General features: G+C 63.1%; 17 protein-coding genes. 11 read left to right on the forward strand and 6 right to left on the reverse strand.

Annotation, left to right across the window (positions count from 1 at the left end; translation table 11 throughout):
• Nucleotides 1–70: 70 nt before the first annotated feature.
• Complete coding sequence (locus AC1RZR_RS27185; RefSeq protein WP_481826552.1) at nucleotides 71–1,192, reverse strand: ABC transporter substrate-binding protein; 1,122 nt, start codon at nucleotides 1,190–1,192, stop codon at nucleotides 71–73.
• A gap of 392 nt (nucleotides 1,193–1,584) precedes the next feature.
• Complete coding sequence (locus AC1RZR_RS27190) at nucleotides 1,585–1,851, reverse strand: SEL1-like repeat protein (RefSeq protein WP_010915070.1); 267 nt, start codon at nucleotides 1,849–1,851, stop codon at nucleotides 1,585–1,587.
• Nucleotides 1,852–2,302: 451 nt separating this feature from the next.
• On the opposite strand from AC1RZR_RS27190, the gene AC1RZR_RS27195 reads away from it, so the two are divergent.
• The 6 genes from AC1RZR_RS27195 to AC1RZR_RS27220 all read left to right on the forward strand — a co-directional run bounded on the left by AC1RZR_RS27195 (nucleotide 2,303) and on the right by AC1RZR_RS27220 (nucleotide 6,773).
• Nucleotides 2,303–2,644, forward strand: a complete 342-nt coding sequence (locus tag AC1RZR_RS27195; RefSeq protein WP_477276065.1) for a DUF2147 domain-containing protein — start codon at nucleotides 2,303–2,305, stop codon at nucleotides 2,642–2,644.
• A 225-nt stretch (nucleotides 2,645–2,869) separates the two neighbouring features.
• Entirely contained in the window at nucleotides 2,870–3,028 is a 159-nt protein-coding gene (locus tag AC1RZR_RS27200; protein WP_292138494.1) for a hypothetical protein, read from the forward strand.
• Nucleotides 3,029–3,065: 37 nt separating this feature from the next.
• On the forward strand, nucleotides 3,066–3,260 hold the full coding sequence (locus AC1RZR_RS27205; RefSeq protein WP_379106077.1) for a hypothetical protein: 195 nt from the start codon (nucleotides 3,066–3,068) through the stop codon (nucleotides 3,258–3,260).
• A gap of 116 nt (nucleotides 3,261–3,376) precedes the next feature.
• Entirely contained in the window at nucleotides 3,377–4,840 is a 1,464-nt protein-coding gene (locus AC1RZR_RS27210) for an AMP nucleosidase (protein WP_477276062.1), read from the forward strand.
• 217 nt (nucleotides 4,841–5,057) lie between these two features.
• On the forward strand, nucleotides 5,058–6,092 hold the full coding sequence (locus AC1RZR_RS27215; RefSeq protein WP_481826553.1) for an endonuclease/exonuclease/phosphatase family protein: 1,035 nt from the start codon (nucleotides 5,058–5,060) through the stop codon (nucleotides 6,090–6,092).
• 234 nt (nucleotides 6,093–6,326) lie between these two features.
• Nucleotides 6,327–6,773, forward strand: a complete 447-nt coding sequence (locus AC1RZR_RS27220) for a GNAT family N-acetyltransferase (RefSeq protein ID WP_481826554.1) — start codon at nucleotides 6,327–6,329, stop codon at nucleotides 6,771–6,773.
• A 65-nt stretch (nucleotides 6,774–6,838) separates the two neighbouring features.
• Here AC1RZR_RS27220 and AC1RZR_RS27225 read toward each other — a convergent pair whose 3' ends face one another.
• Together AC1RZR_RS27225 and AC1RZR_RS27230 are read right to left on the reverse strand one after the other, a co-directional pair.
• On the reverse strand, nucleotides 6,839–7,438 hold the full coding sequence (locus AC1RZR_RS27225; protein WP_481826555.1) for a DUF922 domain-containing protein: 600 nt from the start codon (nucleotides 7,436–7,438) through the stop codon (nucleotides 6,839–6,841).
• Between the two features lie 63 nt (nucleotides 7,439–7,501).
• Nucleotides 7,502–9,181: an electron transfer flavoprotein-ubiquinone oxidoreductase gene (locus tag AC1RZR_RS27230; RefSeq protein ID WP_481826556.1), complete on the reverse strand. Its 1,680-nt coding sequence runs from the start codon at nucleotides 9,179–9,181 to the stop codon at nucleotides 7,502–7,504.
• 219 nt (nucleotides 9,182–9,400) lie between these two features.
• On the opposite strand from AC1RZR_RS27230, the gene AC1RZR_RS27235 reads away from it, so the two are divergent.
• Genes AC1RZR_RS27235 through AC1RZR_RS27245 form a run of 3 tightly spaced genes read left to right on the forward strand, consistent with a single transcriptional unit; the run spans nucleotide 9,401 to nucleotide 11,841 of the window.
• Nucleotides 9,401–10,045, forward strand: a complete 645-nt coding sequence (locus tag AC1RZR_RS27235) for a hypothetical protein (protein ID WP_481826557.1) — start codon at nucleotides 9,401–9,403, stop codon at nucleotides 10,043–10,045.
• 50 nt (nucleotides 10,046–10,095) lie between these two features.
• On the forward strand, nucleotides 10,096–10,974 hold the full coding sequence (locus tag AC1RZR_RS27240; protein ID WP_481826558.1) for a uracil-DNA glycosylase: 879 nt from the start codon (nucleotides 10,096–10,098) through the stop codon (nucleotides 10,972–10,974).
• A 54-nt stretch (nucleotides 10,975–11,028) separates the two neighbouring features.
• The gene (locus AC1RZR_RS27245) at nucleotides 11,029–11,841 is read left to right on the forward strand and encodes a helix-turn-helix domain-containing protein (protein ID WP_481826559.1); all 813 of its coding nucleotides are present in this window, start codon (nucleotides 11,029–11,031) and stop codon (nucleotides 11,839–11,841) included.
• On the opposite strand, the gene AC1RZR_RS27250 is transcribed toward AC1RZR_RS27245, so the two are convergent.
• A complete protein-coding gene (locus AC1RZR_RS27250) occupies nucleotides 11,842–12,807 on the reverse strand; it encodes a DMT family transporter (RefSeq protein ID WP_481826560.1) in 966 nt (321 codons plus the stop codon).
• Nucleotides 12,804–15,110 (reverse strand): xanthine dehydrogenase family protein molybdopterin-binding subunit, encoded by a 2,307-nt coding sequence (locus tag AC1RZR_RS27255; protein WP_481826561.1) that lies wholly within the window; start codon nucleotides 15,108–15,110, stop codon nucleotides 12,804–12,806. The genes AC1RZR_RS27250 and AC1RZR_RS27255 overlap by 4 nt, the downstream gene beginning before the upstream one ends.
• A gap of 154 nt (nucleotides 15,111–15,264) precedes the next feature.
• Between AC1RZR_RS27255 and pepN the strand changes: the two genes are divergently transcribed.
• Both pepN and AC1RZR_RS27265 read left to right on the forward strand, forming a co-directional pair.
• Nucleotides 15,265–17,910 carry an aminopeptidase N gene (gene pepN, locus AC1RZR_RS27260; protein ID WP_481826562.1) on the forward strand — a complete coding sequence of 882 codons (2,646 nt, stop codon included), beginning with the start codon at nucleotides 15,265–15,267 and terminating at the stop codon, nucleotides 17,908–17,910.
• Nucleotides 17,911–18,080: 170 nt separating this feature from the next.
• The gene (locus AC1RZR_RS27265; RefSeq protein WP_481826563.1) at nucleotides 18,081–20,402 is read left to right on the forward strand and encodes a PAS domain-containing sensor histidine kinase; all 2,322 of its coding nucleotides are present in this window, start codon (nucleotides 18,081–18,083) and stop codon (nucleotides 20,400–20,402) included.
• The last annotated feature ends 21 nt before the right edge of the window (nucleotides 20,403–20,423 follow it).

Below are 20,423 nucleotides of genomic sequence, written 5' to 3' on the forward strand. Positions count from 1 at the left end.
GACTGCAAAAGAAATGGCCGGGACGAACCCGGCCATTTCTTTTGGTTGGTCGCCGGAGCGACGTCAGCGATTACTGCGCGATCGGCGCGTACTTGCCGTCATGCCACTGGTTGATGTCATAGCTGGCATTCTTGAGGTCGCCCTTTTCGTCGAAGGTGACGTCGCCGACAACGGTGCTGATCGGCGTGCCGTTCTTCAACGCTTCGGCAACCTTGGCCGGGTCGTCGCTGCCGGCGCGCTTGACGCCTTCGGCGAAGGCCTGGACCACCGCATAGGAGAACAGCGTGAAGCCTTCCGGTACGAAGCCGCCCGCCTTGATCTTCTCTACGGCTGCCTTGGCTTCAGGCTTTGCCTGCGGATCCGACGGGAAGACGAACATGGTGCCCTCGCCAGCCGGGCCGGCAACCTGCCAGAATTCCGGCGAGGCGATGGAGTCCGGCATGATCAGCTGGAACTTCAGGTTCTGCTCCGCCGACTGACGCAGGATCAGGCCGGCTTCAGGATGGTAGCCGCCGAAATAGACGACATCGGCCTTCAAATCCTTGAGCTTGGTGACGAGAGCCGAATAGTCCTTCTCGCCGGCATTGATGCCATCATAATACACTTCCTTGAGGCCGCCGGCATTCATGGTTGCCCTGACGGCGTCAGCCACGCCCTGTCCGTAGGCGCTCTTGTCGTGCAGGACGACGACGTTCTTGCCCGCGAACTTCTTGGCGATCCACGGGCCGATGAAGGCGCCCTGCGCATCGTCACGCGTATAGAGGCGCATGATCGTCGGCCAGCCGGCCTTGGCCGCCGCGTCGGTCAGCACCGGGTTTGACGAGGCCGGGCTCATCATCAGGGCGCCGGCTTCGGCATAGACGGCAGAGGCCGGAATGCTCGAACCCGAACAGGCGTGGCCATCGATGAACTTGACGCCATCGGCGACGATACGGTTGGCGACCGACACGGCCTGCTTGGGATCGCACTGGTCATCTTGGATGCTCAGCTTGATCTGGCGACCGTCGACACCACCCGCCGCGTTGATCGCGTCAGCAGCGGCCTGTGCGCCCTGCTTGAACTGATCGCCGATGGTGGCGAGTTGTCCGGTCATCGGACCGACCACCGCAAAGATGATGTCGTCGGCGAATGCGGCCGGCGCACTCATCATCAGGCCAAAAACGGCCGCGCTCAAAATACTGATTTTTTTCATGGTAATAGAACTCCTCCACTCACGCGCGGCCGCTCGGCCGCACTTCTTCCAGAGAGGCGGGACAATTTCATCCTTCACTGGACCTGTCTAGGCGCATCGGCAGCACTCGATTGGGCCTGCAAGACGCCTTCCAAGCAAAAAAGCCACGCCAGCCTTGTTTCGGCTGGTCGTGGCTTTTTGCTCGTCAAGCGGTCCCCAAGCGCCCCCGCGCCCCGAAATCCCGCTCGCCTTCCCCATGTCGTGCACGACTTAGCCTTAGCGGGCTGTCGCGTTCTTATTCTTTAGGTCGTCGACCGTCTTGCGCGGCCTTCTATTCCGCCGGGTCGGGCCATCTGTGCGGTCTTGACCCGGGCTTCCCTGTCTTCGATAGGCCTATCTGCGATTGGCAGAACTCAATGCATGGTCATCCATTCGCGGGCTTCACGAAGCGCCTTGGCGATCTCGACCTTCGACATCGCTGCCGACAGTTCCGAGCGCAGTTCCGCAGCGCGGGCCGAGCCCTTGATCGCGGCAATGTTGAACCACTTGTGGGCGGCAACGACATCGGTCTCGCAATCGCGGCCGGTCGCATACATCATGCCCAGTTCGAAAAGAATGTCGGCCTGGGCAGTTGCCCCCATGGCGCCGAAGCCTGCTTCAAGCATTTCAAAACGTGCCATTTTCAATCCCCTGTTCTGGCCCTGTCCGGCTCCCGAGAGCTGCCTTCGTTTGTCCTTGCGGGCTGCTCTTCCGATGCTTTCGAGAATGCCGTGGAGGCTTGAATCCGCCGTTAAATGGCGTGCTTAATTTGAGGAAAACAAAGCTAAAACAAGAGGTAAACGCGGAAATTCGTTAAGGATACAAAACCAGCAATCGCGCTGGTTTTCGTCAAATTCGACGAAAATTTTCGCGGCGGGAATCAACACTCCGCTAACCACGGGAAACAAACACGATCCGCCGATGCTTTCTTTTCCTTGCCCGCACGGCCCGTATCGACGCGTTTCAAAATTCCCAAAGTCTTCCGCCGCGGCACCGCTTTTGTTTTGCCGGGAGCTGGATTAGCTTACGTTTGCGTAAGCGGCAGCCCGGCGAGGCGGAGCATTCAGCCGGACATCCAAAGGGAGGAAGAGCATGTTTCGAAAAGTGAGCCTGGCCCTGGCGGCCACATTGATCATGGCAGGCGCGGCGTGGGCCGATCCGATCGAAGGCAACTGGAAAACCCAGGCCGGCGACACCGCAGCGATCGCTGGCGGCGGCACGTTCTCCATCACGCTCAAGTCCGGCAAATATGCCGGCAAGACCATCGGCTCGCTCAAGGCGGCCGGCGACAACAAATATGCCGGCAACATCACCGACCCGGCAAACGACAAGACCTATTCGGGCAAGGCGACATTGTCGGGCACCTCGCTCAAGATGAGCGGCTGCGTGCTTGGCGGACTGATCTGCAAGAGCCAGACCTGGCACAAGCTCTGATCGATCGTATCCTTGCGACATGACAACGGGGCCTCGACGGGCCCCGTTTTCGTTTCATCGACACATCCCGCGCCGGTGATGCTCGATGCCCGCCAGCGGCTATCCAACCGACGCCGGCGCCGTCGAAACCCCGTCAACCAATTTGAACAGCAGATGAACGCCGGCATCAGAGCCGGTTCAGTCGCGCTCGGGCATTCTCCGCCGTGTTGAAGGAGACACGACCCAATGCTTGCTCGCCGCTTCACCATCGTCTGCCTGCTGCTGAGCCTGTTTGGAATGTTCTTCGCCATCCTCGTCGCCGAAGCGGGCCGTCCGGCCCGCGCCTGGGACGAGGCCAGTTCCAGAACCTGCCGCCTCGCCTGCCCGACCCATCTTCGCAATTGAACAGAAAACAAGACCTCGAAAAGAAAAGCAGAACACCATGGACCGCATCGCCGCCAACACTCTCAAGACCCTTCGGCTTCTGCCGCGGGCGGCGCTTATCCTGATGGTTCTGGCCGCTCCGGTTCTTGCCGTGCCGATGATGCGCGCCGATGCCGGCTCGACGATCGACGCGCCAGCCTTAAAGAAGTCAGGTGTCGGCTTCGTGCTCCTGGTCAGCCTGCAGCGCGGTTAAAGAAAAACGACGCTTTGGCCGCCTTCGGTCGCGACACCCCTCCCAAGTGCCGATCCAAGTCTCTATATTGAGCCATGGAAAAGCGAATCTACCCACAAGCCATCGAATCTGTCGTCATGCCCGAGCCTTTTGGCCGGCAAAGCTTCGATCGCGCCGAAAAAGCCGTCGCGGCACTGCAGGTGCTTTACGACCGCAACACCAAGTTCCTGCGCGACTCCTTTGCAGCGCTGGCGGCAGCGGGCGGCGACAACGGCAAGCGCTACCGCGCCTTCTACCCGGAGATCGGCGTCACCACCAATTCATTCACCCAGATCGACTCGCGCCAAGCCTACGGCCATATGCCGACGCCGGGTCATTTTTCGACCACGATCACCCAGCCGGGCCTGTTCGAAAGCTATCTTGTCGAGCAGCTGCGCCTGATCATGCGCAATCATGGGGTTGCGGTCACCGTTTCGGAATCGACCACCCCCATTCCGCTGCATTTCGCCTTCCTCGAAGGCACCCATGTCGACGGCTCGGCGGCTGAACGCATCAAGCGGCCGATCCGCGACCTGTTCGATGTCCCGGATCTCGACGGAACCGACGACCAGATCGCCAACGGCACTTTCGAAGTGGCCTTCGGCGAACCAAGGCCATTGGCGCCCTTCACGGCGCAGCGCATCGACTATTCGCTGCACCGCCTGTCGCACTATACGGCGACCACGCCGCAGCATTTCCAGAACTTCGTGCTGTTCACCAATTATCAGTTCTACATCGATGAGTTCGTCGCCCGTGCGCGCGACCTGATGGCCAATGGCGGCGGCGGATATACCGAGTTCGTCGAGCCGGGCAATGTCACCACCAAGGTTGGGCAAAGCGCGCCCAGCGAAGGGGTCGCACCGCCGCGCCTGCCACAGATGCCGGCCTATCATCTGAAGAAGCGGAACCATGGCGGCATCACCATGGTCAATATCGGCGTCGGGCCTTCCAACGCCAAGACGATCACCGACCATATCGCGGTGCTGAGGCCGCATGCCTGGGTGATGCTTGGTCACTGCGCCGGGCTGCGCAACACCCAGGCGCTCGGCGACTATGTGCTGGCGCATGCCTATGTGCGCGAGGATCACGTGCTTGACGACGATCTGCCGGTCTGGGTGCCGATCCCGCCGCTGGCCGAGATCCAGGTGGCGCTGCAGGAGGCGGTTGCCGAAGTCACCGGCCTGTCCGGCTATGACCTCAAGCGCATCATGCGCACCGGTACCGTCGCCACCATCGACAACCGCAACTGGGAACTGCGCGACCAGCGCGGACCGGTGCAGCGTCTGTCGCAGTCACGCGCCATCGCACTCGACATGGAATCAGCGACGATCGCCGCCAACGGCTTCCGCTTCCGCGTGCCCTACGGCACGCTGCTGTGCGTTTCGGACAAACCACTGCACGGTGAGCTGAAGCTGCCCGGCATGGCGACCGAGTTCTACAAGCGCCAGGTGGCGCAACACCTGACCATCGGCATCAGGGCGATGGAGAAGCTTGCGGAAATGCCGATGGAGCGGCTGCATTCGCGCAAGCTCAGAAGTTTTTCGGAGACGGCGTTCCAGTAGGACGATCCGCGCATCGCCTGAAGCGTGTCGCGTTGAAACGGCGACCCGCTTTAGGTCTTTGTCTTTTGCATGTCGTTGCCCCAAAACCGCTGCGCACTTTTGGGCGACATGCATTGGGCATTTCGTCATCTTGATTGGGCCGCATTTTTGCCGATAACCGTGCCAGCACCACTTTGGCAACCCTTGCAGACCTGACCCGATGAGACGCAGTCGAGACATGGCGGCTTCACTGGCATTCATCGCGATGATGTTGTTCTCGGTTGCCCTGGTCGCCGGGTTCTTCGGCACCTTGCATCCGGCTTTCGATTCCTTCTCGCATTTCCGCGTCCATCTCGCCGTGCTGATGGCGCTTTGCGCGCTGCCGCTGCTGGCCACGCCGTTTCGCCTGCAAGCGGCCACGGCGCTGCTTTTTGCCGTGGCGGCGTTTGCCACCACCTCCAGCGCGCTGCCATTGTCTCGTTTGTGGCCGGTTCAGGCGGCCTATGAAGCCAAGAACGAAGACCGCGCGGTTTACAAGCTGCTGCAGATGAACCTGCGCTACGACAATCCGACGCCGAAGAAGGTGCTGTCGCTGATTGGCCGTACCAATCCCGACGTGATCACCCTGGACGAGGTGTCGGCGATGTGGACGACCGAACTTGGCTATATCACCAGCGCCTATCCATACCGGATCCTCTGTCCCTACCCCAACGGCATATTCGGCGTCGCACTGCTCTCGCGACGGCCCTTTGCCGCCGGCACCGAGCCGCATTGCGAGCGCCGTGGCGCCATGGCCACAGCGACCGTCGACTTCGGCGGCATCGGCGTCGATGTCGCCGCGATCCATCTCAGCTGGCCGTGGCCACGCGAGCAGCACTGGCAGATCGGCGAGCTTGCGGAATCGCTGTCCTCGCTCGGCGAGACGGCCATCATGGCGGGCGACTGCAACGCGGTGCCATGGAGTGCTGCCGTGCGCCGCGTCGCCGGGCTCGGCGGGCTGACCGTCATGCCATCCGCAGGACCAACCTGGATCTACATCAAGCTGCCCGACTTCCTGCGGCGCTTCGCCGGCCTGCCGATCGACCAGGTTTTCAGCAAGGGCGGAGTGACCATTCATTCAGCGACAAGGCTGGAGGAAACCGGGTCGGACCACCTGCCTGTGCTGGTGGAGTTCTCGCTCAGGCTGAACGAGCAAAAGCCGGCTGACGAACACGAGACCGCGACCGTGTCGCTGACATCGGCCGGAAAGACGCGAAACGGCTATCGAGGTTAGAGCCTGTTCGTTTGACCATGATCTTTCCGAAACCGGATTCCACTTTTCGGATCATGCTCCAGGGTCAAGAACTGATCCCGCTGCATGACCGGGTTCGGACCCCTGGCGTGTTCTATTTGACATGGCCGGGTGGTCCATCGAAGATCGATCAGCTCAACACACGGGCCCCAGTGCATGCCCCCCACCTTCACCGTCAGACGCGCCACGCCAGAGGACGAGTCTGGGGTAAGCGAGTTGCTTCTCGCATCCTACCCCGGCCTGATGCGCACAGTATACGATCAGGCCATCCTTGAAGCCGCGCTGCCTTTGATCACCCGCGCAAACCCTGCGCTGCTTTCTGCTGGCACATACTATCTCGCGGCAAATGAAAATGGCTTTCCTGTCGGCTGCGGCGGTTGGTCCCGCGAACGGCCGGGAAGTTCCGAGGTAACGCTTGAACTCGCGCACATCCGACATTTCGCCACTCGTCCCGAGTGGTTGGGCCGCGGGATCGGGCGCCAGCTTTACCGGCGTTGCGAAGAAGATGCACGGTCGTCAGGTGTGCGCCGTTTCGAATGCCAGGCCAGCCTTAACGCAGAGGGATTCTATGCGGCCTTGGGCTTCAGGTCGGTGGGGCGGATCGAAGTGCGCATCGGCCCTGGGCCGATTTTGCCCTCCGTCCTGATGGAACGGACCATTTGACTGTCAAGCCTGGCGCTCTGTGCTCGTTCCCGCCGACCGGGCAGCCCAATTTGATTGAGTTTGCCCTAAGGCCGCTCCAAGGCCTCGACCAGATATTCTACGTGACCGCCTTCCCGGTGTTCGCGCGCGTCGAAGGCATTCTGCCTGGCCTCATAGTCGTCAAAAACCGCGTCGATCCGCCGCCGCGCCTCACGCCGTGCCTTGGAACACTGGGCGTCATTGGGGACCGTCAGGCCCCTGAGCGATTTCTCGGTTGCACTCATCATCTGCCTGGCAATGTCGCCATGGGTCGCCTCATGCGCGCGAACGCCGGCGAAGAACCGCGCCCAGCGCTTGTCGAGGGCCGGCGGGAGGGTAGACGCGACACGGGGGTAGGTAAAATTCAGGTTGAGCGTTCCGTTGACTTGCCCGATGCGGCAGGTGCCCTTGACCTCAATGAGGTCGAAGTTCCAAGCCTTTGTATAGCTGGTCTGTGCGATGGCGCGGGCCATGAAGCCATGCCTCGGCCCATTGCGGTCCATGGACTCGATCAGAGCCTCTCCGGTCTTGCCGGAGATGGCATAGGTCTGCGTCTTGACCAGGACTTTGACCCCCGCCGATGCGGCGGTCGCGGAGCCGCAGAGGGTGCCGATGATCGCCAGACCTGAAAGCGTGAGCAAGCGCATATCCGGCTCCTTTCCAACGACGATGAGTGGACCGGCGGCAGAGTGCCGCCGGCGCTAGGCAGTTCACATGCCTTGGTAGACTGGTCCCTCGCCGCCCTGCGGCGGGACCCAGTTGATGTTCTGGTTCGGATCCTTGATGTCGCAGGTCTTGCAGTGGACGCAGTTCTGCGCGTTGATAACGAAGCGCACGTCCTTCGCCGCCGGATCGGCAGCGGCGTTGCCGTCCTTGTCGACCCACTCATAGACGCCGGCCGGACAATAGCGCGTCGAGGGTCCGGCGAAGACATCGTGCTCGGAGCGCTGCTGCAGGGCCATGTCGGCGACGAGCAGATGCACTGGCTCGTTTTCGTCATGATTGGTGTTGGACAGGAACACCGAGGACAAGCGATCGAAGGTGAGCACACCGTCGGGCTTCGGATAGGCGATCTTCTCGTGCTTGGCGGCCGGCTCAAGCGTCGCATAGTCGGCCTTGCCATGCTTCAGTGTGCCGAAGGGCGAGACGCCGAACAGCGTGTTCAGCCACATGTCGAGGCCGCCGAGACCGACGCCGACGATGGTGCCGAAGCGCGACCATAGCGGCTTGACGTTGCGCACCCTCTTCAGGTCCTTGCCTATATCGGTCGCCCGCCAGGCCGCCTCGTAGGAGGAAAGCTCGTCATTGGCGCGGCCAGCACCGATCGCCTCGGCGACATGTTCGGCCGCCAACATGCCGGACAGCACCGCGTTGTGCGAGCCCTTGATGCGCGGCACGTTGACGAAACCGGCCGCGCAGCCCATCAGCGCGCCACCTGGGAACGACAGTTTCGGCACCGACTGCCAGCCGCCTTCGGTGATGGCGCGCGCACCATAGCCGAGGCGCTTGGCACCCTCGAAGGTGCCTCTGATCGCGGGATGGGTCTTGAAACGCTGGAATTCCTCGAACGGCGACAGCCAGGGGTTCTTGTAATTGAGGTGGAGGACGAAGCCGACCGCCACCTGGTTGTCCTCGAGATGGTAGAGGAACGAGCCGCCGCCGGTCTTCATGTCGAGCGGCCAGCCGAAGGAATGCTGCACCAGGCCCGGCCGGTGGTTCTCCGGCTTGACCTGCCAGAGTTCCTTGAGGCCGATGCCGTATTTGCCGGGTTCGCGGCCATCGGAAAGCTTGTATTTGGCGATCAATTGCTTGGCGAGCGAGCCGCGCGCACCCTCGCCGATCAGCACGTATTTGCCCATCAGCGCCATGCCAGGCGCGAAGCCCGGGCCGTGCGTGCCGTCCTTCTCGACGCCCATGTCGCCGGTGACGACGCCGGTAACGGCGCCTTCCTCATTGTAAAGCAGGCCGGCAGCGGCAAAGCCCGGATAGATCTCGACGCCAAGCGCCTCTGCCTTGGTCGCCAGCCAGCGGCAGACATTGCCCAGCGAAACGATGTAGTTGCCGTGATTGTTCATCAGTGGCGGCATCAGGATATTGGGCAGGCGAAACGAGCCGGCCGGACCAAGCACCAGGAAATGATCATCGGTCACCGCCGTCTTGAACGGGTGGCCTTCCTCGTCGCGCCAGCCCGGCAGCAGCCGGTCGATGCCGATCGGATCGACGACGGCGCCAGAGAGGATATGGGCGCCGACCTCGCCGCCCTTTTCCAGGACGACGACCGAGAGCTCAGGATTGACCTGCTTGAGGCGGATCGCCGCGGCGAGGCCGGCCGGGCCGGCGCCGACGATAACCACGTCGAATTCCATGCTTTCGCGTTCGATGTCGCTCATCTACCCCTCCGCACTGGCTTATCCCATTCGGGCATCTTGCTGGCTCCTGCGCTGCATAGCGCATCAATTGGCGACAGGAAACCGGCGCATACGTGACAATGCCGTTTTGGCCAAAAAGTCGCGCACAGCGAGGCAGGACAACTGCTTTCGCCCCATGTTGCTCGCAACACGCACGTTTTTAATTGTTCGACGGCTTGCTTATCGGCCATACTTCACGCCATGCGCATTCCTGGGCCAGCCGGCTTCTCATCGACGCGCTTTCCATCGACGCCCGGCAGGGCCTGCCGGGCGCTCCTTTTGGCCCTTCTGATGCTGGCACCGGACCACGCCGCCGCCGACGAGGTGAAAGTCTGGGCGACGGGCGCCTACTCCTTTTCCGACGAGCTTGGCGGCTTCCACATCACCGGCGCTTCCGGCATCGGAACGAAGGACGACCCGCTGGTCATCACCGAAGAGCTGGATGCGTCAACGCCGGTGACGCTGACCATCCGCACGACGAAGCCGATCCAGGCTTTCGGCCCGGCCGGCGAATTCGCCAATGGCATCATGTATATGCGCATCGATGTGCTCAACAACAGCGGCCAGGCCTGGGTCGAATTCCAGTTCGAGCTGCAGGAGATCCTGAACCAGCCGAGCGTCTTCGGCGACGGACTTTCGTTCGACCAGCGCAACAAGACGCCCGACAATATCTGGTCCAGCAACTTCGCCGATTTCGATCGCGATTTCGAACCCTATGATCGCCTGCTGTTCAAGAACGGCAAGGTCGACCCGCTGAAAACCGCCAGGTTCGAATTCCTGATGACCGACTACACGCCGCGCTGGACCTTCTATCTGGTGCAGGATCCACGCATACCGACGGGTTAGAGCAAGCGGCCAGCCTTGCAAATTGCCGCCATGCGGACGAATGTGCCGCCATGACTGCCGCTTCCCCAAACAACAGACCCGACCTCGCCGACCTGCTGGCCTTTTACGCCAGCGCGGGCGTCGACGAGGCACTCGAAGATCAGCCGGTGAACCGGTTTGCCGAGGCGCCCAAACCGGCGGAGCGGGCGCCGACGGCAGCGCCTGTGGTCGACACCCTCGCTCCGCCTCGCTCGACGAGCGTGGCGCGCCCGGAGCCGGGCGACAGAACAAATGTGCCGCCCGTTGCGCGCCCACCGTCCACGACCGCTACGGTTCCCGACGAGGCGCAGGCGGCGCTGGCGCGCCAATTGGCAACGACGGCAACGACCCTGGACGAGCTTCGCCAGCACATGGCGTCCTTCGACGGCTGCAATCTCAAGGCCACCGCCAAGAACCTGGTGTTCGCCGACGGCAATCCGGAGGCCGCCGTGATGCTGGTTGGCGAAGCGCCCGGCCGCGACGAGGACATCGAGGGCCTGCCCTTCGTCGGTCGTTCCGGCCGGCTGCTCGACCGCATGCTGGCGGCGATCGGGCTCGACCGCACTTCGGTCTACATCGCCAACGTCATTCCCTGGCGGCCGCCGGGCAATCGCACGCCGACGCCGCACGAGACCGAGATCTGCCGGCCCTTCATCGAGCGACAGATCGAGTTGGTCAATCCGCAAGTGCTGATCAATCTCGGCGGCCCCTCGGCCAAGACCTTGCTCAACACCTCGGAAGGCATCTTGCGGCTGCGCGGCAACTGGCGCGTCCACACGACGGCATCCGGTATCGCCATCCCCGCCATGCCGACGCTGCATCCGGCCTATCTCCTGCGGACGCCCGCGCACAAGAAGCTGGCTTGGCGGGATTTTCTCGAAGTGAAGGCGAAGCTGCGGGCGCTCACCTAGCGATGACCTGGCAGGTAATTGAAATGCGCCTCTCTCCGCCCTAGTCATTTGCTCATGACAACAGCCCAAAATTCCGCCGGCAGTCTTATTCGCGAATGGCGCACGCGCCGCCGCATGAGCCAGCTCGACCTCGCCATGGAAGCCGAGATCTCGCAGCGGCATCTGAGCTTCGTCGAGAGCGGCCGTGCCACGCCGTCGCGCGACATGGTGCTGCATCTGGCCGAACAGCTGTCGATCCCGCTCCGGCAGCGCAACCAGTTGCTGCTCGCCGCGGGCTTTGCGCCGAGCTTCAGCGAACGGTCACTCTCCGACACGACGCTGGCACCGGCGATGGCGGCGGTCGAGATCGTGCTCAAGGGACACGAGCCCTTCCCGGCGCTGGCTGTCGACCGGCACTGGAATCTGGTTTCGGCGAATGCCGCGATTGCTCCCTTCCTTGCCGATGTCGGCGAGGCTTCGCTGCTGGCGCCACCGGTCAACGTGCTCCGCCTCAGCCTGCACCCCGGCGGCATTGCGCCACGCATCGTCAACCTGCAGGAATGGCGCACGCACCTGCTGGAGCGGCTGAAGCATCAGAACGACGCCAGCGGCGATCCGGTGCTGGCCGACCTGGAGCGCGAGCTGCGAACCTATCCATCAGGGTTGAAGGGCAGCCGACCAACACCCGTCGAGCCGAATGCCATCGTGCATCCGCTGAGGCTTGCCCATGGGGATCAGGTGCTGTCGTTCATCAGCACGATCACCGTGTTCGGCACGCCGCTCGAGGTGACGTTGTCGGAACTGGCAATCGAATCCTTCTTCCCGGCGGATGATCAGACAAGGGCTGTGCTCGTGCGGCTGGCGAAGGAGCGGAGCGAACGATCCTGATCAGCCTTGCGGCAGCGCAGCCTTGCGCGTCCGCGTCCTCTCCAGGCCAAGCTGGCGCTCGCGCCAGATGATGAAGATGCCGGCGGCCACCACGATCACACCGCCGACCAGCGTGCTGAGCGAAGTCACGTCGCCGAAAACGAGATAGCCGACGACGACGCCGAGGATCATCGAGGTGTATTCGAACGGCGCCACCACCGACGCCTCGGCATGGCGATAGGCCGAGGTCATCAAGATCTGGCCGAGGCCGCCGCAGAAGCCGGCCATGATGAGTAGCGCGGCTTGCGCTGGCATCAGTGCTTGCCAGCCGAAAGGCAGCGTCAGCAGCGAGAGCACGCTCGCCGTCACCGAAAACCACAACACGATGGTCGCCGTCTTCTCCGTCTGCACGAGATTGCGCACCAACAGCATGGCGACAGCCGAGATCGCCGCGGCCACCAGCGCGGCCATGACACCCAGGACCTCCTGGTCGTCGAGCGCTTCATCCGAATTAAGCAACGTCAGTTCCGGCCAGGAAATGATGAGCACGCCGATCAGACCGACCGCGACAGCGCTCCAGCGGTAGACGCGGATCGTCTCGCCAAGGAAAACGGAGGAGAACACCACGACCAGCAGTGGCTGCGCATAGTTCAGGGTGATCGCCTCCGGCAGCGGCAGCCTGGTGAGCGCGAAGAAGCCAAGCCCCATGGCGCCGACGCCGACGACGCCGCGCGCGACGTGGTTGAAGGGACGTTTGGTGACGAATGCCGTCGACAGCTGGCCCTTCAATGCCAGGAAGGCAATGATCGGAAAGATGGCGAAGAAGGAGCGGAAGAAGACGATCTGCCCGGCCGGCACGTCGCCGGCCGCCTTGATGCAGGTCTGCATGCCGACAAAAACCGCCACGGAGACGATCTTCAGGGCGATGCCCCTCAGCGTATCGTGGCCGCCCGTCGTTTCTGGTTGCGCCCCCGCTCCTGATGTCACGTTGGTGATGCGTCCCTGATCGCGGCCCAGATGCGCGCCGGTGTTGCCGGCATGTCGATATGCCGGATGCCGTAGGCGCGCCACAGCGCGTCCGTCACCGCATTGAGCGCCGCCGGCGTGGAGCCGATGGTGCCGGCTTCGCCCGCTCCCTTGATGCCGAGCGCATTGGTGGTCGAAGGCACATTGCGGGTCTCGAAATGGAAGAACGGAAAATTGTCGGCGCGCGGCATGGCGTAGTCCATGAAACTCGCCGTCAGGAGCTGTCCGTCTTCGCCATAGATGGTGTCCTCGGTCAGCGCCTGGCCAATGCCTTGCACGACGCCACCATGCACCTGACCGGCGAGCAGGATCGGATTCACGGTGACGCCGAAATCGTCGACGATGGTGTAGCGGACGATATCGGTGACGCCGGTGTCGGGATCGATCTCGACCTCGCAGATATGGGTACCGTTGGGATAGGTGCACTCGTCCTGGACGAACTCGCCGAACCCCTTGAGATCGTCCGGCGTCCTGGCGGCCTTGGCGATGGCGGAAAAATCGATCGTGCGATCGGTGCCGACGATGCGGGCAACGCCATCAGACAGTTCGATATCGCCGGCCGAAGCCTCCAGCTCGTCGGCGGCGATGCGCTTGATCTTGTTGGCCAGGTCCTCACCGGCGCGTGACGCGGAAACACCGCCGAGCGGAATGGAGCGTGAGCCGCCGGTGCCGCCGCCGGCCTTCAATTCGTCGGTGTCGCCCTGGCGGACATGGATCTTGTCGATATCCAGATTGAGTTTTTCGGACAGGAACTGCGCATAGGCGGTGGCGTGCCCCTGGCCGTTGGTCTGGGTGCCGATCTTCAGCGTCACCGTGCCGTCGCCGTTGAGTTCGACGAAGGCCGGTTCGGAACCCGGGAAGGCGCAGGCCTCGATATAAGTCGCCATGCCGAGGCCGCGGATCTTTCCGGTGGCCTTCGACTGCGACAGCCGCTGCGGAAACGCCTTCCATTCGGACTGTTCAATGGCGCGGTCCATATGCCCTTCGAACTCGCCATTGTCGTAGAGGCGGCCGGTTTGGGTGCGGTAAGGAAACTGCTCGGGCCGAATGAAATTGCGGCGGCGGATCTCTTCGACGGGCAGGCCAAGATCGTGGGCGCAGGCGTCGACAAGCTTTTCCAGCAGGAACGCCGCTTCCGGCCGGCCAGCGCCGCGATAGGCATCGACGGGACAGGTGTTGGTGTAGAGGCCGGTGACCGATACATCGAGCGCCTGGATATCGTAGACGCCGGTCGACATGGTGACGCCGATATAGGGGATATAGGGACCGTATTGCGAGACATAGGCGCCCATATTGGCCAGCAGGTCCACCTTCATGCCAAGGAAGCGGCCGCCCTTGTCCAGCGCCATCTCGGCCTTGACGACATTGTCGCGGCCTTGCGCGTCGGTCAGGAAATGTTCGGTGCGGTCGCCAGCCCATTTCACCGGACGGCCAAGCCGCTTCGCCGCTTCGAGCACCAGCGGGTATTCACGGTAGACGAAGCTCTTCGGCCCGAAACCGCCACCGACATCCGGGGTGATGACGCGCAGTTGGTCCTTCTTGATCTTGAACAGGCTGGCCAGGATGTACTGCATGGAATGCACGCCCTGCGACCCCGTGGTCAGCACGAAGCGGTTCTCCTCAACGTTCCATTCGCCGATCGCCGAGCGCGGCTCCATGTAGTTGCAGACCAGCCGGTTGTTGACGAATTCGATGCGGGTGACATGGGCGGCCCTGGCGAAAGCCGCGTCGGTCTTCTTCTTGTCGCCTATGTGATAGCTGAAGGCCCGGTTGGAGCCGAGTTCCGGCCAGACCAGCGTCGTTCCTTCGGCAAGCGCCGTCGCCGTTCCGGACGCCGCATCTTCGCCGTCATAATCGACGTCGATCCGTTCGGCGGCATCCTGCGCCAAAGCGCGACTGTCGGCGACGACAAATGCAACGGCGTCGCCGACATAGTTGACGCGGTCACGGCACAGGATCGGAATGTCGCGGGTCGGCGCCCTGGTGCCGTCCGGCTGTTGCTGCATGACGCCGGACCTGAGATCGCCGAGATGGGCAAGGTCCTTGCCGGTCAGCACCAGATGCACACCGGGCGCTGCCTTGGCCGCCTCCGTCGAACCGATGGTGAAGCTGGCCTTGGCGACCGGCGAGCGCAGGACATAACCATGCAGGACGCCGGCAGGCTGGATGTCGTCGGTATAGCGGCCCTGCCCCTGGATGAAGGCAGCATCCTCGCGCCGCAGCACAGATGCGCCCATCCCGAATTTCGGCGTGACGACGGTCATGGATGCCTCGTGATGATGACTGGAGGAGGAACGCCTGAAATAGGCATTGCCTCAGTTTTGTCGAGGGGCCGTTTCGTGTAAAGAGCGCGGACTTCAAACTTCTTGGACCAGCGGAACATCCGCCACCAACGCGATCGACAGGAAAACCCACGGAATGCGCACGGACACCGGCCAGGTCTTCAAGCTCGAGGACTACCGCCCCAACGACTACCTCATTCCGCAAACCGACCTGACCTTCCGCCTTTCGCCAGATGCAACGCGCGTCACCGCCGTGCTCACTGTCGAGCGCCGTGACGGCGTATCCGCGTCGGCTCCGTTGGTGCTCGACGGGGACGGGCTGACGCTCAAGCGCATCGAGATCGGCGGCAAGAAAGCGAAACCGGCCGATATTGTGGTGACATCGGACCAGCTGACCATCCTCAAGCCGCCGGCGGCGCGTCGCTTCCAGCTGGTCATCGAGACCGAGCTGGCGCCGGCGGGCAACGAAGCCCTGATGGGCCTTTATCGCTCGAACCATGTCTACTGCACGCAGTGCGAGGCCGAAGGCTTTCGCCGCATCACCTATTTCCTCGATCGGCCCGACATCCTGTCCGTTTACACGGTGCGGATCGAGGCCCTGCGCGAGGAGGCGCCGCTGCTTCTGTCCAACGGCAACCCGGTCGACAAGGGCGACCTCGGCGATGGCTGGCACTATGCCAGATGGCACGACCCCTTCCCGAAGCCGTCCTACCTGTTCGCGCTGGTGGCCGGCAACCTCGGCCGGCTCGCCGACAGTTTCGTTACCCTATCCGGCCGCACGGTCGAGCTCGGCATCTATGTCGAGCCCGGCAAGGAGACGCTGGCCGGCTATGCGATGGACGCCCTGAAGCGGTCGATGAAATGGGACGAGGAGGCGTTTGGCCGCGAATACGATCTTGACGTCTTCAACATCGTCGCCGTGTCCGACTTCAACATGGGTGCGATGGAGAACAAGGGCCTCAACATCTTCAACGACAAATATGTGCTGGCCGATCAGGAGACCGCGACGGATGCCGATTTCGCCAATATCGAGGCGATCATCGCGCATGAGTATTTCCACAATTGGACAGGCAACAGAATCACTTGCCGCGACTGGTTCCAGCTCTGCCTGAAGGAAGGCCTGACGGTTTTCCGCGACCATGAATTTTCCGCCGACCAGCGCTCGCGCGCGGTCAAGCGCATCGCCGAAGTGCGCACGCTGCGCGCCCACCAGTTTCCCGAAGACCAGGGCCCGCTGGCGCATCCGGTGCGGCCGCGCCGCTACCGCGAGATCAACAATTTCTATACGGCAACGGTCTACGAAAAGGGCTCCGAAGTGGTGCGCATGATCCGTACCATTCTCGGGACCGATGCCTTTCGCGCCGGCATGGATCTCTATTTCGAACGGCACGACGGTGACGCGGCGACGATCGAGGATTTCATCAAGGTGTTCGAGGATGCGTCCGGCCGCGACCTGTCGCAGTTCGCGCTCTGGTACCATCAGGCCGGCACGCCCAACCTGACCATCAGTTCGACGCACAATCCGGCGTCGCAGGAATTCACACTCGAAATCGAGCAGTCGGTGCCGCCGACGCCCTCCGAAAGCCGCAAGCGGCTGATGCACATCCCGCTCGCCTTCGGCCTGATCGGCGCCGGCGGCAAGCCGGTCGACTATACCAGTGTCGAGGGCGCCATCGTCGAGGACGGCGTCATCCATGTCCGCAAGCGCCGCCACATGGTGCGGTTTTCGGGTGTTGCCGAACGCCCGGCGGTGTCGCTCAACCGCGGCTTTTCGGCACCGGTGACACTGTCCGTCGAGCAGAAGGCCGACGACCAGTTCTTCCTCGCCCGCCATGACAGCGACGCCTTCTCGCGCTGGCAGGCCTTCAACACGCTCTTGACCGATGCGCTGATCGCCGCCTTCCGCGAGATCCGCGGCGGCAAGCAGCCGGTTTTCGCGGCGCGGCTGACCGAACTCGCCGGCAGCATCGCCGGCGATGAAGCGCTGGAACCGGCCTACCGGGCGCTGGCGCTGGCGCTGCCCGGCGAAGCCGACATCGCCCGCGACATCGGCAGGAACATCGACCCCGACGCCATCTATGCTGCCCGCGAGGCGCTTGCCCTGGCGATCGCCACGGCCAACCGGGATATTTTTGCCGGCCCGTACGACCGCCTTGCCGACAAGGCCGCGTTCAGCCCGGACGCGGCGAGCGCCGGACGACGCGCCTTGCGCAACACCCTTCTGGACTATCTCTCGCTGCAGCCGGGCGGAGCGGCACTGGCCGTCAGGCATTTCCAGTCCGCGACCAACATGACCGACCGCGCGGCAGCACTTGCCGTGCTTGCCTATCGCCATCACGGTTCGCCCGAGGCCATCCAGGCGCTGGCGGCTTTCGAGACGACTTTTGGGGCCGACCCGCTGGTCATGGACAAATGGTTCCAGATCCAAGCCGGCGTGCCCGGGCCGCGGACCGTCGATGCGGTGCGCGCGCTGACCGGCCATCCGGCCTTCTCGATGGGCAATCCCAACCGGGTGCGCTCGCTGATCGGCACCTTCTGCAGCGCCAACCAGACCGGCTTCCACCGTGCCGACGGCGAGGGCTACCAGTTCTTCTCGCAGACCGTGCTCGAGGTCGAAAAGCGCAACCCGCAAGTGGCGGCAAGGCTGGCAACGGCGCTCAGATCGTGGCGTTCGCTCGAACCTGGCCGGCAAGCCAAGGCCCGGGAAGCGCTGCTTTCGATCGCCAATGCCGAGAACCTGTCGGCGGATCTGAGGGATATTGTCGAGCGCACACTGGCGTAAGCGTGCACTCTTGTCCGGGAACGGCCGTTTCAGCGTTATTTTAGTCGATTTTTAATCTTTTTTCGCTCGCCCACTGGACAAGGCGAATCACCTTTGATTCTTTACTGACGATTCGGATGTGCGGCGTTTGCCGGATCAAGCAGCTTAGGCAAAATCGGGGAGTGCCATTTATGGCGAAGGCGGACGCGTGGGGCGCGCCCGGAGGGAAGGCTTTTGCGCATCGCGAGACGCGAAGCGATGGCCTTGCCGGCAATGCGCGGCTCATCGCCGAGCCGGCCTACCGGCGGCTTCTGGCCGCCGAGCCGCTGCTGCGCCGATCGATACCGGCCCTCATCATCACCTTCCTGATCGTCATCGCCGCGCTGCGGATCCTGTCGCTGATGAACGAGCGCGACGATGTAGAGCGCAACGCCAAGGCTATCCTCACGCTGGCGGCGGGTCAGCTGGCGAGTTCGCTCGCCACCACTTCGGACACGGTGCCGGGCGCCGTCCAGGATCTGCTGGAGACCACCAGCCGCCAGGGCGCGATGGGCCGCAGCCATGTGCTCGTCATCACCGACAGCGCCTTCAAGATCGTCGCGGTAACGCCGCGCTCGGTGCCATGGCAAGGCCATTTGCTCGACGGCCTCGTCGAGGGCGGGCAGCCCCTGTTCATGTTCGGCGATCGCGCCGGCGTCATGGAGGTCAACATCGGCGGACAGGACTGGTATGCAGCGGTCAGCCTGGCGAATGGGCGAAAGGGTGCCGCGGCGGCCCTGGTACCGCAGGACGCGGTTTTCGACGCCTGGCGCAAGACCGTCTCGCTGAACGTCACCCTGTTCGTGCTGACGGCCAGCGTGCTGATCATCATCCTCTACGCCTATTTCGGCCAGGCGGCACGGGCGCAGGCTGCCGATCGCATCTATCTCGAAGCGCATCAGCGCATCGACATGGCGCTGGTTCGCGGTCGCTGCGGCCTGTGGGACTGGGACATGGTGCGCGGCAAGATGTACTGGTCGCGCTCGATGTACGACATGCTGGGCTACAAGCCCTGTGACACGATGCTGTCCTTCGGCGAGGTCGACGAGATCATCCATCCGGAGGACGGCGACCTGTTCCAGCTCGCAAACAGGATCGTTGCCCGCGAGATCGACCATATCGACCAGGTGTTCCGTATGCGGCATGCCGATGGCCAATGGGTGTGGATGCGTGCCCGGGCCCAGGTCATCGATCCGGAAGCGCCGGAGATCCAGCTGATCGGCATCGCCGTCGACGTCACCGAACAGCGCCATCTGGCGCTGCGTTCCGAGGCGGCCGACCTTCGCCTCAGAACGGCGATCGAGAACATCAACGAATCCTTCGTGCTGTGGGATTCGGCCCAACGCCTGATCATGTGCAATTCCAAATACCAGCAAGACAACGGGCTTTCGGACCGCGACGTGATGCCGGGCACCGCGCGCGCGGTGCTGGAAGAACGGATGCTGGCCTTTGCTTCCGAACGGCGGCTTGCCCACACCAGCGGACTGCAGGGCGGCGCCACCTTCGAGCGGCAGCTGGCCGACGGCCGCTGGCTGCAGGTCAACGAACTGACGACCAGGGATGGCGGCATCGTCTCGGTCGGATCCGACATCACCCAGATCAAGCTGCACCAGGAGAAGCTGGTCGACAGCGAGCGCCGGCTGATGGCGACGATCCATGATCTGAGCCTCGCCCGCCGGGCAGAAGAGGAGCGGTCGCGCGAACTGGTCGACCTGAACCGCAAATACATGAAGGAAACCGAACGCGCCGAAGCGGCGAACCGGGCGAAGTCCGAATTCCTGGCCAACATGTCACACGAATTGCGCACGCCGCTGAACGCCATCATCGGCTTTTCCGAACTGATGGAACAGGGCCTGTTCGGTCCGCTGGGGTCGGAGCGCTACGAGGAATATGCCACCGACATCAACAGCAGCGGCAAATATCTGCTGGGCGTCATCAACGACATTCTCGACATGTCGAAGATCGAGGCTGGCCAGTTCTCGCTCGACCAGGAACAGATCGACCTCGGCCCGCTGATCAGCGAGACGGTTCGCGTGGTCTCGCTGCAGGCGGCGCAGAAGGCGATCACCGTGGAAACGCGCATCGCCGACGCGCTGACGCTGTTTGCCGATCGCCGTGCGATCAAGCAGATCGTCATCAATCTCTTGTCCAACGCGGTGAAATTCACCGGTCAGGGAGGCCACATATCGGTCAGGGCCCGCAACACCTCCGGCGCGCTGGTGCTGACCATCGAGGACAATGGCTGCGGCATCCCGAAAGACGCGCTCGGCAAGCTCGGCCGTCCCTTCGAACAGGTGCAGAACCAGTTCTCCAAGAGCCATGCGGGATCGGGCCTTGGCCTCGCCATCTCGCGCTCGCTGGCGGAGCTCCAGGGTGGCGCGCTGAAGATCCGTTCGACCGAAGGCGTCGGCACGATCGTGTCGGTGCGCATTCCGGTCAAGAAAGCCGCACCGGCGATCAAGGTCGCGGCTTAGCAACAACAGGCTCCGGCTGAG

The organism is Mesorhizobium bavaricum (assembly GCF_056781655.1).

Excerpts from the sequence above, each read along its gene's own strand:
- AC1RZR_RS27185 (WP_481826552.1), bottom strand. The coding sequence starts at position 1,192 with ATGAAAAAAATCAGTATTTTGAGCGCGGCCGTTTTTGGCCTGATGATG.
- AC1RZR_RS27190 (WP_010915070.1), bottom strand. The coding sequence starts at position 1,851 with ATGGCACGTTTTGAAATGCTTGAAGCAGGCTTCGGCGCCATGGGGGCA.
- AC1RZR_RS27195 (WP_477276065.1), top strand. The coding sequence starts at position 2,303 with ATGTTTCGAAAAGTGAGCCTGGCCCTGGCGGCCACATTGATCATGGCA.
- AC1RZR_RS27200 (WP_292138494.1), top strand. The coding sequence starts at position 2,870 with ATGCTTGCTCGCCGCTTCACCATCGTCTGCCTGCTGCTGAGCCTGTTT.
- AC1RZR_RS27205 (WP_379106077.1), top strand. The coding sequence starts at position 3,066 with ATGGACCGCATCGCCGCCAACACTCTCAAGACCCTTCGGCTTCTGCCG.
- AC1RZR_RS27210 (WP_477276062.1), top strand. The coding sequence starts at position 3,377 with ATGCCCGAGCCTTTTGGCCGGCAAAGCTTCGATCGCGCCGAAAAAGCC.
- AC1RZR_RS27215 (WP_481826553.1), top strand. The coding sequence starts at position 5,058 with ATGGCGGCTTCACTGGCATTCATCGCGATGATGTTGTTCTCGGTTGCC.
- AC1RZR_RS27225 (WP_481826555.1), bottom strand. The coding sequence starts at position 7,438 with ATGCGCTTGCTCACGCTTTCAGGTCTGGCGATCATCGGCACCCTCTGC.
- AC1RZR_RS27230 (WP_481826556.1), bottom strand. The coding sequence starts at position 9,181 with ATGAGCGACATCGAACGCGAAAGCATGGAATTCGACGTGGTTATCGTC.
- AC1RZR_RS27235 (WP_481826557.1), top strand. The coding sequence starts at position 9,401 with ATGCGCATTCCTGGGCCAGCCGGCTTCTCATCGACGCGCTTTCCATCG.
- AC1RZR_RS27240 (WP_481826558.1), top strand. The coding sequence starts at position 10,096 with ATGACTGCCGCTTCCCCAAACAACAGACCCGACCTCGCCGACCTGCTG.
- AC1RZR_RS27245 (WP_481826559.1), top strand. The coding sequence starts at position 11,029 with ATGACAACAGCCCAAAATTCCGCCGGCAGTCTTATTCGCGAATGGCGC.
- AC1RZR_RS27255 (WP_481826561.1), bottom strand. The coding sequence starts at position 15,110 with ATGACCGTCGTCACGCCGAAATTCGGGATGGGCGCATCTGTGCTGCGG.
- pepN (WP_481826562.1), top strand. The coding sequence starts at position 15,265 with ATGCGCACGGACACCGGCCAGGTCTTCAAGCTCGAGGACTACCGCCCC.
- AC1RZR_RS27265 (WP_481826563.1), top strand. The coding sequence starts at position 18,081 with ATGGCGAAGGCGGACGCGTGGGGCGCGCCCGGAGGGAAGGCTTTTGCG.